The sequence below is a fragment of the Mesorhizobium sp. BR1-1-4 genome, from assembly GCF_020165375.1.
Taxonomy (GTDB): Bacteria; Pseudomonadota; Alphaproteobacteria; order Rhizobiales; family Rhizobiaceae; genus Mesorhizobium; species Mesorhizobium australicum.
In genome coordinates, this window is the sequence record NZ_JAIUIB010000004.1 from 197,681 (window position 1) to 214,076 (window position 16,396).

The window sequence follows — 16,396 nt, forward strand, 5'->3', positions numbered from 1 at the left end:
TCGAAGGGATGGAGGCTCCATGAACGCACCGGCCACTGAATTGACCGAGCAAACCCATCGCCGTGGTGGTGGCCGTCTCGGGCGCAAGGCGATGAGGAGCGCGCCGATTGCCTCGTTCCCGACCCTGGTGCGCCAGATCCCGGTCTATGAGATCGTTCCCGATGAGGCGGTGGAACTGATCCACGAGGAGTCGCTCAAGATACTCGAAGAAGTGGGCTGCGAATTCCGCGACGACGGAGCCATCGAGCTCTGGAAGGCGGCTGGGGCCGATGTCAGGGAAACGCGCGTGCGTATCGACCGCGCGCTGCTGATGGAGCTCGTCTCGAAAATCCCATCCGAATTCACGCTCCATGCGCGCAATCCCGAGCGCACGGTCCGCGTTGGCGGCAAGAACTCGATCTTCGTGCCGATGTATGGCGCGCCCTACATACGCGACCTCGACAACAACAGGCGCTACGGCACGCTTGCCGACCTCAACAATTTCCACAAGCTCGCCTACATGGCGCCGGCGCTGCATTCCTCGAGTTCGGTCATCTGCGAGCCGATGGAAATCGCCGTGCCGAAGCGGCATCTGCACATCATCCATTCGGCGCTGAAACATTCCGACAAGCCGTTCATGGGCATCGTGACGTCCAAGGAGCGCGCCGAGGACACGATGGCGATGGCTGCAATCGTCTTCGGCGAGGAGTTCGTCCGCGAAAACCCGGTGCTGGTGGCGATCACCAACTGCAATTCGCCGCTGGTCTGGGACGCCACCATGATCGATGCGATGCGGGTCTATGCAAGCCACAATCAGCCGCTGATCCTGGCGCCGTTCGCGCTCTGCGGCGCCTCGACCGCGGCGTCGGCCGTCGGCGCGGTGGCGCAGGTCAATGCCGAGGCGCTCGCGGGCGTGGCCCTGACCCAGCTCATCCGTCCCGGTTCGCCCCAGATCTACGGCCAGTTCATGGTCACGGTCGACATGAAGACCGGCGCTCCCATGGGCGGCACGCCGGAGGCCGCGCAGATGATGTATCTGATGGGTGCGCTGGCGCGGAAATACAGACTGCCGTGGCGCACATCGGGCTTTCATGTCGGCTCGAAGCTCAACGATGCCCAGGCTGGCTATGAGGCGAACATGCTGATGCATGCAGCCATCCTCGCCGGCGCCAACTACATCTGGCATTCGGCCGGATGGCTGGAAGCGGGGCTCACCTGCGGTTACTCGAAATTCGCCACCGACTGCGAACAGCTTGTCGGCTGGTACAAATATGCCGGCGGCCTGCCTTTCGAAGATTTCAAGGAAGCGATGGCAGCGATCCGCGAAGTCGGGCCGCAGGGCCATTTCCTCGGCACCCAGCACACGCTCGAGCATTTCGAGAAGGCTTTCTTCATGCCGAGCATCATGGACTTCAACTCCTACGAACAATGGAAGGCGGAAGGGGCGAAGGACCACGACACGCGCGGCCGCGAGAAGGCGCGCAACATGCTTGCCGACTATGAGGAGCCGAAACTCGACGAGGGCATTGCCGACGGTCTCAAGGATTTGATCGCGCGGCGCGAGGAAAAACTGCCTGACAGCGTTAGTTGAAAAAGCAGGCAAAGACCTCACGGGAACAACAAGGGGAGAATGACATGACGATTTTCAGAAGCAACGGCGACCGTGTGCCGCCCGCTATCGAAGCGATGGCGGCGGAAGCGAAGGCGGGTCGCATGGACCGGCGCGAGTTCCTGGCGCTGGCCAGCGCGCTTGGTGCGTCGACGGCATTTGCCTATGGCATGATCGGCCTCGCCGCGCCGACGCAAGCTGTGGCCGAGGAACCGAAGAAGGGCGGGACGCTGCACGTCTCGATGGCGGTGAAAGCGCAGAAGGATCCGCGCACTTACGATTGGGTGGAACTGGCCAATGTCTCGCGTTGCTGGCTGGAGCCGCTGGTGCGCTACACCAGGCAATTCACCTTCGAGCCGGTGCTGCTCGAAAGCTGGGACATCAACGACGACGCCACCGAATACACGCTGCATGTGCGCAAGGGCGTCACCTGGAACAATGGTGATGCCTTCAGCGCCGATGACGTGGTGCACAATGTGACGCGCTGGTGCGAGAAGGGCGTCGCCGGCAACTCGATGGCGGCCCGCGTCGGTGCGCTGATCGATGCCAAGACCGGCAAGGCCAGGGACGGCGCCATCACCAAGGTCGACGACAACACGGTCAAGCTGAAGCTCAGCGAGCCCGATATTTCGCTCATTCCCAATTTCACCGATTATCCGGCGCTCATCGTGCACCGCAATTTCGACGCCGATGGCGCCGACCCGATCAAGAAGCCGATCGGCACGGGAGCGTTTGAGTTGGTCTCTTACGACGTCGGCCAGAAGGCGGTGGTCAAGCGCCGCGAGAACGGCAAATGGTGGGGCGGCGAGGCGCCACTCGACGGTATCGAATTCATCGACTACGGCACCGATTTCAACGCCACGGTGAACGCGTTCGATTCCGGTGAAATCGACCTCAATTTCGAGTCGCCCGCCGACTTCATCGACATTCTCGACAAGATGGGGCTGCAGAAGTCTGAGGTCGCGACCGCCACCACGCTGGTTGCCCGCACCAACATCACGCACAAGCCATACGACGATCAGCGCGTTCGCAATGCGCTGCAGATGGCGGTCGACAACAACGCGGTGCTGCAGCTCGGCTATAACGGCCGCGGCACGGTCGGCGAGAACCACCATGTCAGCCCGATCCATCCCGAATACTATGCCCTGCCCAAGAAGGAGCGCGACGCCGCCGGCGCCAAGAAGCTGATGGCGGACGCCGGTCAGGCCGACTTCGAGCACGAGCTGATCACCATCGAGGACGACTGGCAGAAGAACACCGGCGACGCGATCGCCGGCCAGCTGCGTGACGCCGGCATCAAGGTCAAGCGCACGGTGCTGCCGGGCTCGACCTTCTGGAACGACTGGACGAAATATCCCTATTCGATGACCATCTGGTACATGCGCCCGCTCGGTGTCCAGGTGCTGGCGCTGGGTTATCGCACCGGCGAGGCGTGGAACGAATCGGCCTATTCCAATCCCGATTTCGACGCCAAGCTCAAGCAGGCGCTCTCGCTGATCGACGTCGCCAAGCGCAAGGAGGTGATGAAGGATGTCGAGCAGATCCTGCAGGACTCCGGCGTCATCATCCAGCCGTTCTGGCAGAAGCTCTACAGCCACACGAACAAGAAGGTGAAGAACTACGGCGTCCACCAGACCTTCGAGATGGACCTCCAGAACGTCTGGCTGGACGCCTGACGCCAGAAGTTCTGCCACACAGCGCCGGCGCCCTTGCGCCGGCGCAATGCCGCCGATGGGGAAGAATTTGCATGTCCGGCCGGGTCTTCAAACGTTTGTTCGAGCCGGCCACCTTGCGTGGCAAAACATTGCGCAACAGGATCGTGTTTGGAGCCCATACGGCGAACATGGCCGAGAACGGGCTGCCGACCGAACGCCATGTCGGCTACTACGCCGAACGCGCCATCGGCGGGGCCGGCATGATCGTGGTCGAGCCGATGCCCGTGCATCAGGCCGCCGTGCTTACCCGTGGCAATTTCAGCCCGTCCGATGACCGCGTCATCCCGCATTTCCGCAAGGTGACGGAGGCGATCCGCGGCAACGGCGCCGTCGCCATCCAGCAGCTCTACCATGTCGGTCAGCACGCGGACGCGGACAACTCGTTTCACCCCGGTTGGTCGCCTTCCGGCCTGCCGAGCTACCACGATTCCGACGGCTCGCATCGGATGTCCGAAGCCGAGATCGAAGAAACGATCGACGGCTTCGTCCAGGCTGCGCGCCGTTGCCACCAGGCCGGCTTCGACGGCGTCGAGGTCTGGGCGGCGTACCATTCGATGCTGGACCAGTTCTGGACACCTTGGTCGAACCGCCGGGACGACCGATGGGGCGGCAGCCTCGAAAACCGCACCCGCATGAGCCGTGAGGTGATGACCAGGATTCGCCGGGAATGCGGCGATGATTTTATCATCGGTCTCGCGATCAATGATGAGCCCGAAGTCGAAGTGGCGCTGAAGCGCGAAGCGCTGGCCGAGATCATCGACCTCCACGACCGCGATGCCTTGATGGACTACGTCACCTGCGGAACGGGTTCCTACTTCGATTTCTACAAGATCATGCCGACCTTTGTTTACCCGGAGAAGCTCGGTGCCGACCTGGCGTCCGTGCTCAAATCCACCGTTCGCCACGCGCTGATCACCGCCGAGAGCCATATCCGCACCCCCGAGAACGCCGAGAGCGTGCTGAGCGAAGGCCGCGCCGATCTCGTTTCCATCGTGCGTGGGCAGATCGCCGATCCGCATCTGGCTGCAAAGGCTGCCGCCGGCCGGCCGCAGGACATTCGCGGCTGCCTGTCCTGCAACCAGATGTGCTGGGGCCGGCGCAGCCGTGACTACTGGATCAGCTGCGTCATCAATCCTTCCGCGGGGCGGGAATGGGAGTGGGGCGGCGACCGCTTTGCTCCGGCCGGCCAGCCGAAGCGCGTACTGGTCGTGGGTGGCGGCCCGGCCGGTCTCGAAGCGGCGCGCGCGGCGGCCGAGCGCGGCCATCGCGTCACGCTGGCCGAGGCATCCGACCGCCTTGGGGGGCAGTTCCGTCTTGCCGGACTGCAGCCGCGCCGTGCCCAGATTCTGGACCTGATCGACTGGTATGAGCGCCAGCTCGGCCAGCTCCAGGTCGACATCCGCTACGGGCAGTATGTCGAAGCCGACGATGTCGAGCGCGAAGGCGCCGATCACGTCATCGTCGCGACCGGCTCGATGCCGCCGGACGGCGCTTTCCAGCGGGCCTTGCCGCACTGGGAGAGCATTCCGGGCGGCGGTCCGGTGCTCTCGGCCGAAGCGGTGATGGCGCGCGAGGCGAGGCCGGGAAAAAATGTTCTCTTGCTGGACGATGGCGGCAATTGGAAGGGCTGCGGCACCGCCTGGAAACTCGCCGAGGATGGTCACAATGTAACGCTTGTGACACCGGACGCCCTGGTCGGCAAAGAGCTTCAGCGAATGGCCGTCGATGCGCCGCTGCGACGGGCACTCGCCAAGCTGAAGGTGCGGTTTGTGACCGAGAGCGCCGTCGTTCATTGGGACGGCAGGGTGGCCAGGATCGCTTCGCTGCTCGACGGGACCGAGCAGCAGGTCGAGGCCGACGCTTTGGTCTTCGCCACCACCAGCATGGCGCAGGACAGCCTGTCCATCGAGCTCGAAAGGCGCGGAATTGCGCATACCTCCATCGGCGATTGTACCGCCTCCAGACAGGCGGCATTTGCCATTCATGACGGGCGCAAGGTGGCGCTTGGTCTTTGACCATGGCGAAAGGCGCCAGACCAGGCAAGGCATGAACGAGGCTGATGTCTGAATGCGTATCAGGTCAATCAAAGTCTATCAGACGCTTCTGCCTGTTAAAGGCGGTGCCTACCGGATGGCCAGCGACACCGTGCAGAATTTGGACAGCACGCTGGTTGAAGTCACCACCGAGGATGGACTGTCAGGCTGGGGTGAGACTTGCCCGATCGGCCCTGTTTATCAACCCCAGCATGCTCTGGGCGCGAGAGCGGCAATTGCTGAAATAGCGCCGGGACTCATCGGCGAGGACACAGCGTCCATGCGCCGCCTCGCCAAACGAATGGACGAGCGGCTGAACGGTCACAACTATGCCAAAGCGGCCTTGGACATAGCTCTCCTCGACCTCGCCGGCCAGCGGCTGGGCGTCCCTGTTTCAACACTTCTCGGTGGTGCGCTCACCGATCGCGTGCCGTCATACTACTCGACGACCGTCGGTGCTCCGGACGAGACCGCGCGTATTGCCGCCGACAAGGTCAACGCCGGATATCCACGGCTTCAGATCAAGATCGGCGGGCGGGATCTCGAACAAGACGTCGCCACTGTGCACAAAGTATGGGAGGCGGTTGGCTTCAAGGCCCGGATAGCCGTCGACGCCAATCGCGGCCTGACCGCTGCCGCGGCGCTGCACATCGATCGGCTTTGCCAGGCAATCCCGTTCGTGTTCGAACAGCCTTGCAACACCATGGAGGAAGTCGCTGGTCTCAAAGGGCGCGTTACGCATCCGATCTATCTCGATGAGAGTACCGAGGATTTGAATGCCGTGCTTCGGGCAGTTTCGTCAGGTATGGCGGACGGATTCGGATTGAAGGTCACCCGTCTTGGTGGTCTCACCAAGATGGCCACGGTCCGCGACCTGTGTGCGATACGATCTCTACCGCACAGCTGCGACGATGCCTGGGGCGGAGACGTCATCGCCGCGGCATGCGTCCACCTCGCCGCTACCGTCGAGCCGAGACGTTTTGAGGGAGCCTGGATCGCGCAGGAGTACATCGAAGGGCATACCGATCCCGCAAACCCGATCGTGATCGAGAACGGGCATATACGCGTCCCGCAGATCCCAGGGCTCGGTGTCAAGCCTGAGCGCTCCCAACTCAACGCGCCGATCGCCACTTTCGGAAACTAAGGATCGTTGGATTTGATCTATGCAAGCAGACGCGCCGCCCGGAGGAGGCTTCATGAGCCGCAAAAAAGCCGATATGCACGATGCGTGGTATTGATTGCCTTCCGCAGTCAAACATTCGGGGAAATCCATGAAACTGCTGCTCGCTGCCATCCTGTCGATTGCCGCACCAGCCGCGGCATTGGCCGGCCCGGCGTCCGACGCCGTGAAGTTCTTCTATGTCCCGCAGGTCAAGTTCGAGGCCGACGCGCAATACCGCGATCGCTTCACCGAGCCGGTGACGAAACTGTTCGACCTCAACGACCAGGCCACCAAGAAGAATCCGGACCAGGTCGCCTGTATCGACTTCGACCCCGGCCTCGACGCGCAGGATTTCGACCAGAAGGCCCTTTCCAAGACACTGAAGCTGTCCGAGACGGTGGAGGGCGATACGGCGCAGGTGGTGGCGAGTTTCAGTCTTTTTCCGGAAGGAGACGATTCGCAGCGCGAAATGCACTGGTCGCTGAAGAAGGTCGACGGCAAGTGGAAGATATCGGACATTGCATCGAAGACCAGCGACTGGACGCTGAGCCAGCTCGAATGCATGGCGGGCCAAGATCCGGAGTGATGCGATGGCCGGTCGCACGCTTCTTTTGTTCTCGGCCGTGTGCCTGCTGGCGGCGGACTTGAACGGCGCGGCCGCTCAGGGGCTGTTGGGCGCGCCGCCGGCAAAAGCTCCGGCCGGGACCGCGCCCGATGACAGCGTGACGCCGCCGGCAACCCCGCCTGGCGGCGCCGCGGAGCCGCCGACCCCACCCGTCGCATCGCCGCCAAGCGAGCCTGCCGCTCCAATCCAGCCGGGGTCGCCGACCGCGGTGGTGCGGCCGTTCTACGATCAGGTCGGCCTGGAGGTCGATCCTGCTCAGCGCGGCCATTTCATCGATCCGGCGAAAGCCGTGCTCGACAAGAGCGATGCCTTGCGCAAATCCGGGCAGGGCGAGTGCCTGGACCCCAACATGGCGCTCGACAATGCGGACTACGACAAGGCCGAGATCGACAAGAGCCTGAAGACGCTCGAAGCGATCAATGGCGACCAGGCCAAGGTGATCGTCGCCTTCGTCGTCGCCGGTAACCCGCACCGCCTCGAATGGAAGTTCAAGAAGGTCGATGGCGAATGGAAGATAGCGGACCTTTTGTCGGTGACCGGCGAATGGGCGCTCAGCCAGTACCAGTGCGAATGATGGCCGAACTAGCCGCGCCCGCGATAGGGGGTGACGCCGGTATCCGGCAGCCAGGCGCCTTCGGGCGGAGCGCCGGTCTGCCAGAACACATCGATCGGAATGCCGCCGCGCGGATACCAATAGCCGCCTATGCGCAACCAGAGCGGCTTGGTCGCGGCCACGATGCGGCGTCCGATCATCACCGTGCAGTCTTCATGGAAGGCGCCATGGTTGCGAAACGAGGTCATGAACAGCTTGAGCGACTTCGATTCCACCAGGGCGGCATCGGGTGCGTAGTCGATGACGATGTGGGCGAAATCCGGCTGTCCGGTCACCGGGCAGAGCGAGGTGAATTCCGGGCAGGTAAAGCGCACGATCGCCGGCGGCCCGTCGCCGCGCGAAAACGGCACGGTTTCCAGGACCGCGGCTTCGGGGCTCTGTGGCGTCTCGACGTGCGTGCCGAGCTGGGTGAGATTTTTGGTATCGATCATATGCGGTTTCCCTTGGATTTGCCGCTCATTAGCACAAATTAAAACGGCAGGAAGACGATGACCAGCAACGACCCGCTTCTCCAACCCTACCAGCTCAAGCATTTGACGCTGAAGAACCGGGTGATGTCGACCAGCCACGAGCCGGCTTACTCGGAGGACGGCATGCCGAAGGAGCGCTACCGGCTCTACCATGCCGAAAAGGCCAAGGGCGGCATGGCGCTGACCATGACCGCCGGCTCGGCGATCGTTTCGCGCGACAGCCCGGCTGCTTTCGGCAATCTGCACGTCTATGACGACCGCATCGTGCCGTGGCTGGCCGAACTCACCGATGCCTGCCATGAGCATGACTGCAAGGTGATGATCCAGATCACCCATCTTGGCCGCCGCACGGGTTGGAACAAGGCCGACTGGCTGCCGGTGCTCTCGGCTTCGCCGGTGCGCGAGCCGGCGCATCGCGCTTTCCCCAAGACCATCGAGGACTGGGACATCGAGCGCATCGTCGCCGACTATGCGTCGGCCGCCCAGCGCTGCCAGGCGGCCGGGCTCGACGGCATCGAGTTCGAATCCTACGGCCATCTGATGGACGGCTTCTGGTCGCCTGCCACCAATCATCGCGATGACGAGTATGGCGGTTCGCTCGACAACCGCCTGCGCTTCACCAACATGGTGCTCGATGCGGTGCGGGCGGCGGTCGGCGAGAAATTCGTCGTCGGCATCCGCATGGTCGCCGACGAGGATTTCGACAAAGGCCTGTCGAAGGAGGAGGGCGTCGAGATCGCCAGGCGGCTGGCCGGCTCCGGCAAGCTCGATTTCCTCAACATCATCCGGGGCTCGATCGAGACCGACGCGGCGCTCACCAAGGTCATTCCGGTGACCGGCATGCGGTCTTCGCCGCATCTCGATTTCGCCGGCGAGGTGAGGGCGGCGACGAAATTCCCGACCTTCCACGCGGCGCGCATTTCCGATGTCGCCACCGCGCGCCATGCGATCGCCACCGGCAAGCTCGACATGGTCGGCATGACACGCGCCCATATCGCGGATCCGCACATCATCAAGAAGGTGATGGAGGGCCGCGAGCACGAGATACGTCCCTGTGTCGGCGCTACCTATTGTCTCGACCGCATCTATGAAGGCGGCGAGGCGCTATGCGTTCACAATGCGGCGACCGGCCGCGAGGCGGATATCCCGCACGTCATTGTCAAGACGGAAGGGCCCAAGCGGAAAGTGGTGGTCGTCGGCGCCGGCGCTGGTGGGCTGGAGGCGGCGCGCGTCGCAGCCGAGCGCGGTCATCAAGTCACGATCCTCGAGGCATCATCACAAGCTGGCGGCCAGGTGCGTCTGGCGACCCAGAACCCGCGCCGCAAGGAATTGATCGGCATCATCGACTGGCGGCTGGCCGAACTCGACCGGCTCGGCGTCGAGATCCGCTATGACACCTGGGCGGAACAGGACGATGTTCTGGCGCTGGCGCCCGACGTCGTGGTGATCGCCACCGGTGGCCTGCCGCAGAACCCGCCGCTGGCCTCCGGCGACAATCTCGTCACCTCGAGCTGGGACATCGTGGCCGGCAGCGTCAAGCCGGCCGAAAATGTGCTGCTCTACGACGACAATGGCGGCCATCAGGGCATGGGCGCGGCCGAACTGATTGCCAACAGCGGCTCGAAGCTGGAACTGGTTTCGCCGGAACGCTTCTTCGCCCCCGAAATGGGCGGCATGAATCACGTACCCTATGTCAGGGCCTTCCAGGAAAAGGGCGTCACCGTCACCATCAATACCCGCCTGCGCTCGGTGCGGCGCGAGGGCAATCAACTGATCGCGGAACTCGCTTCGGATTTCGCCGATGGCTGGCGCGGAGAGCGCAGGGTCGACCAGGTGGTGGTCGAGCACGGCACGGCGCCGCTCGACGATCTGTATCTTTCGCTGAAACCGCTGTCGAAGAACGGTGGTGCGGTTGACTATGAGCGTCTGGCCAACGGCGGCGACATTTTTCCCAAGCGCAACGCGGATGGCGGCTTCGTGCTCTTGCGCATCGGCGACGCGGTTGCCTCGCGCAACATCCACGCCGCCATCTATGACGGGATCAGGTTCGGGATCAGGATTTGATCACGATCGGGTGGCGCGCAACGACCTTTGCAAGGAGAGCCACCTGCCGCTCTGGTCCGTTGCGCGCCGCGCATGATCGGCTTTCACCGGCCGTGCGATTCTAAAACATCTTGGCGGTCGCCATGCAGAGCACGGTGATGACCAGCAGCCCGCCGGCTATGCGTTCGCCCCTGGTCATTTTCGCGCGCAGCGCCGTTTGGGTCGCGGCATCGGCGCCGGCAAGCTGCCTGCTGGCGGAGCCCACAAGCGCGCCTTGCACGCCGGCGGCGATCAGCGCCGTCAAAATGCCGAGCGCCAGTATCTTTTCCATCGAGCCAAAAGCACCCTCATGAAAGAAATACCAGAGCAGCAAACCGGTCAGGAAAGCCAAACCGGCCGCGCCCATTTGCGGCCGGAAGAACCGCTCTGCCCGGATGTCCGGATCGCGGCCAACCGCGATGGTCGTGCCGGCCCAGAAGACGCCGGCCATGACGTGCAGGCCGATGACGGCGATATAAACATATTGCATGACCGCATTCCTCTCATTCGCCCACCGCCTACGCACCGCAACCATGCTGCGATGCCATCAATAAGGCAAAATTAGATATCTAACGGTTAGATGTCAATCACGAAGCCAAGTTTCACATTCCCACTGCTTGCTCTACTGTCAGATCATGACACCATTTGACCGCCCGCCGGTCGGCATGAATCTCGGCCGAACCGCCAAGCTTGTCGCACAAGCCTTCGACGCTGCCTTGGTTGAAGCAGGCGGCACATTGCCGGTCTGGCTCACGCTGCTGTCTGTCAAGTCGAGCGAGCTTGCCAATCAGCGCGAACTCGCCGGCATGATCGGCATCCAGGGCGCGACGCTGACCCATCATCTCAACGCGATGGAAGCGCAGGGCCTGCTGACGCGGCGGCGCGATCCCGTCAATCGCCGGGTTCACCTGGTCGAATTGACGGAGAGGGGAGAAGCGCTGTTCGAGACGTTGCGGCAAGCGGCACTCGTCTTCGACAAGCGGCTTCGCAAAGGGCTGCCAGACGAGCGTCTGGCGGAATTTGCGCAGGTGCTTGCGGCGTTGCGAAAAAACGTAGAGGGCTAGGAATACCGGCCTGTTGGACGCACTGGCCTCGGCATGCATACCGACCATGAACAACGTTGCCGGAACCTGCGCGGCCTCCAAGACGTCGAGGATGTTGCTTGTACCGTTCAGCGGACCGTCGTCGAAGGTGAGATAGATGGTGCGATCCGCGCCATGGGCAGGCAACGCCGACATCAACATGGCTGCCAGGGCAAGCCGAAAGAATGTCATGGGGCCGCTATCCCCTCGCGATCAGGACAGGCCGCCATTTCCGCGGCTGCTTGTCAAGGCTGGCCGGGTTACGCCAGGCTTCCCTGCAATACCGTCAGCCTGGCTTTCTTCGGCATGCGGGCGGTCAGCCATTCGAGCGCCTTGTCATGCGGCATCGGGAAGGCGATGGAATAGCCCTGCACCTGGTCGCAGCCGATCGCCATCAGCGAGTCGAGCTCGGCCTCGGTTTCGGCACCCTCGGCGACGATGGAGATGCCCAGCCCCCGGGCAAGTTCAGTGATGGCGCGCACGATCTTGGAGTTGTCGCCATTCTCGTGGATGTTTTGCACGAAGCGACGGTCGATCTTGAGCCTGTCGATCTCGTTGGGATTGACGTGGCTGAGCGAAGCATAGCCGGTGCCGAAATCATCGAGTTCCAGATGCACGCCGGCCGCCCTGATATGACGCAGCTTCGCCGCGATGCCAGTCTTCTCGTCGTCCAGAATGACGGATTCGACGATTTCCAGCGACAGTTTCTGCGGCGGCAGTCCGGCTTTCTCCAGCGTATCGAACAAAAACGCATCGAAATCATGCTCGCGCAACTCGGTACCCGAGACATTGACCGCAAGCCGGCCGAAGGCAATCCCGGCACGGTTCCACTCGGCGGCCTCGTTGATCGCCTTGCTGATCACGATGCGGCCGATCTCCGGCATGAAGCCGCATTTCTCGGCCACCGGGATGAATTCGCCCGGCGAGATCATGCCGCGCTCGGGATGATTCCAGCGCACGAGCGCTTCGATGCCACTAATGGTGCCGTCGGTCAGCGAGACCTGCGGCTGGAAATAGACCTGGAACGCCTTTTCGGAAATGGCGACCTTGATGTCATGTTCGAGCTGCTTGCGGTAGTCGAGTTCGCGGCGCAGTTCCTCGGAAAAGAACGAGAAGTTGCCGCCACCCATTTTCTTGGCGGAGTAGAGCGCCAGATCGGCATGGACGAGCAGGTCCTGCGCGTTGTCGGCATCGATCGGATAGACCGCGATGCCGCCGCTGGCGCCCGGGAGAATGGTGGTGCCCTGGAACACGATCGGCTCGTTGATGTGCACCAGGATGCGCCGTGCCAGCATGTTGATGTCCTCGGTGCTGCCGGCCCCGTTGAGGATCATCACGAATTCGTCGCCGCCGAGCCGCGCGCACAGATCCGAGGCGCGGCAGGAATCGCGCATGCGCTGTGCCGTCACGACCAGGACATAGTCGCCGGCGGCGTGGCCCAGCGTATCGTTGATCTGCTTGAAGCGATCGAGGTCGAGCTGGACTACGGCCAGGCGCTCGCGCCGGCGATGCGCGCCCTTGATCAGCGTCTCGAAATGGTCGGTGAGGAAGGTGCGGTTGTGCAGGCCGGTCAGGCCGTCATGCACAGCGATGAAGGCCATCGAATTGCGCGCGTCGACCAACTCACGCGTCTTGCGCAGGATCGCGTTGGACATCGGCCTGAAGATGAACAGCGCCACCAGCAGGATGACGCCGAGTGTGGCGTAGAACAGCGTGCGGTGGAGGGAGAGCAGCTTTTCGGAGCGCTCGTCGGCATCGGCGCTGATGCGCTGGCCGAGCGCGGCATAGCCCGACAGCGTGGCATTGGCGACCGAGGCATCGAGATTGACGCGTTCGGCGCCGCCCTTGTAGCCGCCATTGTCGCCAAGATTGAGCTGCGATTCCAGTGCGGAGACCAGCCGGTCGCCATTGGCGATCAGGCCAACCGAGAAATAGTCCAGATGAAAGGGCTTGGCGAAAAGCACGCTCTGGATCGACTTCGCATCGAGCTTGGCCGGCGATTGCGGATCCGCGCCCGTCTGCTTGAGCAGCAGATCGTAGTTCGTCTCGAACTCCGCCGTGGCCTGCTTCAGCGCGCTGACCAGCGCCGGCTGCTTGTCGCGCGAGGCGGCGCCCGTTGCGTTGGCCAGGAAGACGATGCGCTGCGACAGCGTCTTCTGCGTACCGACGATGTCGAGCAAGGTGTTGTTGTGCTGCTGCGTGGCCATCGTCTGCTGCAGCAGGACGAAGGAGGCCGCGACCATGGCGGCAATGATCAGCAGCGCCAGCCAGTAGCCAGCCTTGATCAGCAGTATGAGCTTGCCTGAAACGGTTTGCACCGGCTGCTGAGACATGTTCGGGGGCGGTCCTCTCGCCAACGGATTTATGCGAGCACCATTGAACTGCAAACGTTAACAGGACTGGAAATCGACAACCGGTCGGCGCGGACGAGAGGCGGAAAGATCACGAAATGGTTATCGGGTTCTTTCGCGGCCGGCCCGCATTTGAGCATTCGTCGGCCCATGCATTTCCGGGTGGCCACCTGGGCAATGTCGGAACGTCCCAGCTGATGCTGCCCGGCCACCTGATCCGGTCGCTTTTGCGATGGATTTTTTGTGCGGGCGGGACGACAGTCTGCCGAAGTCAAACGGGGCCCGATCATGACCGCAGCATTTCTCTCCCATATCGACAGCGAGCTTGCCGGGTTGAAATCCGCCGGGCTCTACAAGTCCGAGCGGGTGATTTCCTCGATGCAGTCGGCTGAGATCGAGGTCGGCGGCGAGAAAGTGCTGAACTTCTGCGCCAACAACTATCTCGGCCTTGCCGACAGCGCGGAACTGCGCGCGGCGGCCACGCAGGCGCTCGACCGCTACGGCTACGGCATGGCCTCGGTGCGCTTCATCTGCGGGACGCAGGAAGAACACAAGCAGCTCGAGACGACGATTTCGTCGTTCCTCGGCTTGGAGGACACCATCCTCTACGGCTCCTGCTTCGACGCCAATGGCGGCCTGTTCGAGACGCTGCTTGGCGAGGAAGACGCAATCATTTCCGACGCGCTCAATCACGCCTCGATCATCGACGGCGTCCGGCTGTCAAAGGCCAAACGCTTTCGCTACGCCAACAACGACATGGCCGATCTCGAGGCACGCCTGAAGGAAGCCAAGGATTGCCGCTTCCGGCTGATCGCCACCGACGGCGTGTTTTCCATGGACGGCATCATCGCCAATCTCTCAGGCGTCTGCGACCTGGCCGAAAAATACGACGCCATGGTCATGGTGGATGACAGCCATGCGGTCGGCTTCGTCGGCGGCAATGGGCGCGGTTCGCCCGAGCATTGCGGTGTCGAGGGCAGGGTTGACATCATCACCGGCACGCTCGGCAAGGCGCTCGGCGGCGCTTCCGGCGGCTACACCTCGGGCAAGAAGCAGGTGGTCGACTGGCTGCGCCAGCGGTCGCGGCCTTATCTCTTCTCCAACACGCTGATGCCGGCGATCGCCGGCGCCTCGATCAAGGTGTTCGAGCTGATCCGCAATGGCGACGGATTGCGCGAGCGCCTATATGCCAATGCGGCGCGGTTCAGGTCCCAGATGGGCAAGCTTGGCTTCACGCTGGCCGGGGCCGACCATCCGATTATCCCGGTGATGCTGGGCGATGCCACATTGGCGCAGGAGATGGCGGCGCGCATGCTGAAGCGTGGTATCTACGTCATTGGATTCTCATTCCCTGTGGTGCCGAAGGGCCAAGCCCGCATCCGCACCCAGATGTCGGCGGCGCACTCCAGCGCCGACATCGACCGGGCCGTGGAAGCGTTCGGAGCGGTCGGCAGGGAATTGGGCGTGATTTCCTGAAGGGCCGGTAGCGAAAAGCGATTCCGGATCAAGAGATTCAAGGGACAAGAGAATGTCGAACATGATGAAGGCACTGGTGAAGGCCAAGGCCGAACCGGGCATCTGGATGGAAGAGGTTCCGGTGCCGGAGATCGGCCCCAACGATGTGCTGATCAAGATCAAGAAGACCGCAATCTGCGGCACCGACGTCCACATCTACAACTGGGACCAGTGGGCGCAAAAGACGGTTCCTGTGCCGATGGTGACCGGCCACGAATTCGTCGGCACGGTCGCCGACTTTGGTGCCGCGGTCACCGAATACAAGGTCGGCCAGCGGGTGTCGGGCGAGGGACACATCGTCTGCGGTCATTGCCGCAACTGCCGCGCGGGCAGGGGACATCTGTGCCGTAACACGCTCGGCGTCGGCGTCAACCGTCCCGGCGCCTTCGGCGAGTACCTGGCCATTCCCCAGCACAATGTGGTGCCGATCCCCGACGACGTGCCGGACGAGATTGCCGCGATCTTCGATCCCCTGGGCAATGCGGTCCACACGGCGTTGTCCTTCGATCTGGTCGGCGAGGATGTGCTGGTCACCGGCGCCGGACCGATCGGCATCATGGGCGCGCTGGTGGCGCAGTGCGTCGGCGCACGCAAGGTTGTCATCACCGACATCAACCCGGTGCGCCTGGCGCTGGCGAAGAAACTCGGCGTCCAGCATGTCGTCGACGCTTCGCAGGAGAAGCTGCGCGACGTCATGCCGGCACTCGGCATGACAGAAGGTTTCGATGTCGGATTGGAGATGTCGGGCGCCGCGCCTGCCTTCCGCGACATGATCGACACCATGAACAATGGCGGCAAGATCGCCATCCTCGGCATCGCCCCGACTGGTTTCGAGATCGACTGGAACAAGGTCATCTTCAAGATGCTGCACTTGAAGGGCATCTACGGCCGCGAGATGTTCGAGACCTGGTACAAGATGATCGCCCTGGTGCAGGGCCCGCTCGACGTCTCGGCGCTCATCACGCACCGCATCGGCATCGACGATTTCCAGGCCGGCTTCGATGCGATGCGCAGCGGCAGTTCCGGCAAGGTGGTGATGGACTGGTAACCGCGCGCATAGCGCCATCCGGTCTGCGCGAGGCGCCCCCTCTGTCCTGCCGGACATCTCCCCTCAAGGGGGAGATCAAATAACGGGATAGCTTTGCGCCAGGACGGAGGGG

Annotated in this window: 13 protein-coding genes and 1 pseudogene; 10 read left to right on the forward strand and 4 right to left on the reverse strand. The window is 62.9% G+C overall.

The window, feature by feature from the left end:
* Positions 1-19: 19 nt before the first annotated feature.
* From LB571_RS10125 to LB571_RS10150, 6 genes are all read left to right on the forward strand, one after another.
* Complete coding sequence (locus LB571_RS10125) at positions 20-1,570, forward strand: trimethylamine methyltransferase family protein (RefSeq protein WP_224594214.1); 1,551 nt, start codon at positions 20-22, stop codon at positions 1,568-1,570.
* Between the two features lie 44 nt (positions 1,571-1,614).
* A complete protein-coding gene (locus tag LB571_RS10130; protein WP_224594217.1) occupies positions 1,615-3,264 on the forward strand; it encodes an ABC transporter substrate-binding protein in 1,650 nt (549 codons plus the stop codon).
* Positions 3,265-3,335: 71 nt separating this feature from the next.
* Positions 3,336-5,318, forward strand: coding sequence for an FAD-dependent oxidoreductase (locus LB571_RS10135; protein WP_224529989.1), 1,983 nt, complete (start codon positions 3,336-3,338; stop codon positions 5,316-5,318).
* 52 nt (positions 5,319-5,370) lie between these two features.
* A complete protein-coding gene (locus tag LB571_RS10140) occupies positions 5,371-6,480 on the forward strand; it encodes a mandelate racemase/muconate lactonizing enzyme family protein (RefSeq protein WP_224594220.1) in 1,110 nt (369 codons plus the stop codon).
* A 127-nt stretch (positions 6,481-6,607) separates the two neighbouring features.
* Positions 6,608-7,084 (forward strand): DUF3828 domain-containing protein, encoded by a 477-nt coding sequence (locus LB571_RS10145; RefSeq protein ID WP_015318334.1) that lies wholly within the window; start codon positions 6,608-6,610, stop codon positions 7,082-7,084.
* Positions 7,085-7,088: 4 nt separating this feature from the next.
* The gene (locus LB571_RS10150) at positions 7,089-7,697 is read left to right on the forward strand and encodes a hypothetical protein (protein WP_140617116.1); all 609 of its coding nucleotides are present in this window, start codon (positions 7,089-7,091) and stop codon (positions 7,695-7,697) included.
* A gap of 8 nt (positions 7,698-7,705) precedes the next feature.
* Here LB571_RS10150 and queF read toward each other — a convergent pair whose 3' ends face one another.
* Positions 7,706-8,167, reverse strand: coding sequence for a preQ(1) synthase (gene queF, locus LB571_RS10155; protein WP_015318332.1), 462 nt, complete (start codon positions 8,165-8,167; stop codon positions 7,706-7,708).
* 57 nt (positions 8,168-8,224) lie between these two features.
* Between queF and LB571_RS10160 the strand changes: the two genes are divergently transcribed.
* The gene (locus LB571_RS10160; protein WP_140720884.1) at positions 8,225-10,270 is read left to right on the forward strand and encodes an FAD-dependent oxidoreductase; all 2,046 of its coding nucleotides are present in this window, start codon (positions 8,225-8,227) and stop codon (positions 10,268-10,270) included.
* A gap of 100 nt (positions 10,271-10,370) precedes the next feature.
* Here the strand turns inward: LB571_RS10160 and LB571_RS10165 are convergent, their stop codons facing one another.
* A complete protein-coding gene (locus LB571_RS10165) occupies positions 10,371-10,778 on the reverse strand; it encodes a hypothetical protein (protein ID WP_015318330.1) in 408 nt (135 codons plus the stop codon).
* A gap of 175 nt (positions 10,779-10,953) precedes the next feature.
* Here LB571_RS10165 and LB571_RS10170 point away from each other — a divergent pair, with 175 nt between their 5' ends.
* Positions 10,954-11,352, forward strand: coding sequence for a MarR family winged helix-turn-helix transcriptional regulator (locus LB571_RS10170; RefSeq protein ID WP_224594621.1), 399 nt, complete (start codon positions 10,954-10,956; stop codon positions 11,350-11,352).
* 33 nt (positions 11,353-11,385) lie between these two features.
* Here the strand turns inward: LB571_RS10170 and LB571_RS10175 are convergent.
* Positions 11,386-11,562, reverse strand: a pseudogene (locus LB571_RS10175) (polysaccharide deacetylase family protein); the annotation flags it as partial.
* A gap of 68 nt (positions 11,563-11,630) precedes the next feature.
* Positions 11,631-13,703: a putative bifunctional diguanylate cyclase/phosphodiesterase gene (locus LB571_RS10180; RefSeq protein ID WP_015318328.1), complete on the reverse strand. Its 2,073-nt coding sequence runs from the start codon at positions 13,701-13,703 to the stop codon at positions 11,631-11,633.
* Positions 13,704-14,009: 306 nt separating this feature from the next.
* On the opposite strand from LB571_RS10180, the gene LB571_RS10185 reads away from it, so the two are divergent.
* Both LB571_RS10185 and tdh read left to right on the forward strand, forming a co-directional pair.
* Complete coding sequence (locus tag LB571_RS10185) at positions 14,010-15,197, forward strand: glycine C-acetyltransferase (protein ID WP_140617110.1); 1,188 nt, start codon at positions 14,010-14,012, stop codon at positions 15,195-15,197.
* A 52-nt stretch (positions 15,198-15,249) separates the two neighbouring features.
* Entirely contained in the window at positions 15,250-16,284 is a 1,035-nt protein-coding gene (gene tdh / locus LB571_RS10190; protein WP_015318326.1) for an L-threonine 3-dehydrogenase, read from the forward strand.
* Positions 16,285-16,396 lie beyond the last annotated feature (112 nt).

What these genes read in the sequence shown, in the direction of transcription:
- LB571_RS10125 (WP_224594214.1), top strand. Translation starts at nt 20, where the DNA reads ATGAACGCACCGGCCACTGAATTGACCGAGCAAACCCATCGCCGTGGT.
- LB571_RS10130 (WP_224594217.1), top strand. Translation starts at nt 1,615, where the DNA reads ATGACGATTTTCAGAAGCAACGGCGACCGTGTGCCGCCCGCTATCGAA.
- LB571_RS10135 (WP_224529989.1), top strand. Translation starts at nt 3,336, where the DNA reads ATGTCCGGCCGGGTCTTCAAACGTTTGTTCGAGCCGGCCACCTTGCGT.
- LB571_RS10140 (WP_224594220.1), top strand. Translation starts at nt 5,371, where the DNA reads ATGCGTATCAGGTCAATCAAAGTCTATCAGACGCTTCTGCCTGTTAAA.
- LB571_RS10145 (WP_015318334.1), top strand. Translation starts at nt 6,608, where the DNA reads ATGAAACTGCTGCTCGCTGCCATCCTGTCGATTGCCGCACCAGCCGCG.
- LB571_RS10150 (WP_140617116.1), top strand. Translation starts at nt 7,089, where the DNA reads ATGGCCGGTCGCACGCTTCTTTTGTTCTCGGCCGTGTGCCTGCTGGCG.
- queF (WP_015318332.1), bottom strand. Translation starts at nt 8,167, where the DNA reads ATGATCGATACCAAAAATCTCACCCAGCTCGGCACGCACGTCGAGACG.
- LB571_RS10160 (WP_140720884.1), top strand. Translation starts at nt 8,225, where the DNA reads ATGACCAGCAACGACCCGCTTCTCCAACCCTACCAGCTCAAGCATTTG.
- LB571_RS10165 (WP_015318330.1), bottom strand. Translation starts at nt 10,778, where the DNA reads ATGCAATATGTTTATATCGCCGTCATCGGCCTGCACGTCATGGCCGGC.
- LB571_RS10170 (WP_224594621.1), top strand. Translation starts at nt 10,954, where the DNA reads ATGAATCTCGGCCGAACCGCCAAGCTTGTCGCACAAGCCTTCGACGCT.
- LB571_RS10180 (WP_015318328.1), bottom strand. Translation starts at nt 13,703, where the DNA reads ATGTCTCAGCAGCCGGTGCAAACCGTTTCAGGCAAGCTCATACTGCTG.
- LB571_RS10185 (WP_140617110.1), top strand. Translation starts at nt 14,010, where the DNA reads ATGACCGCAGCATTTCTCTCCCATATCGACAGCGAGCTTGCCGGGTTG.
- tdh (WP_015318326.1), top strand. Translation starts at nt 15,250, where the DNA reads ATGTCGAACATGATGAAGGCACTGGTGAAGGCCAAGGCCGAACCGGGC.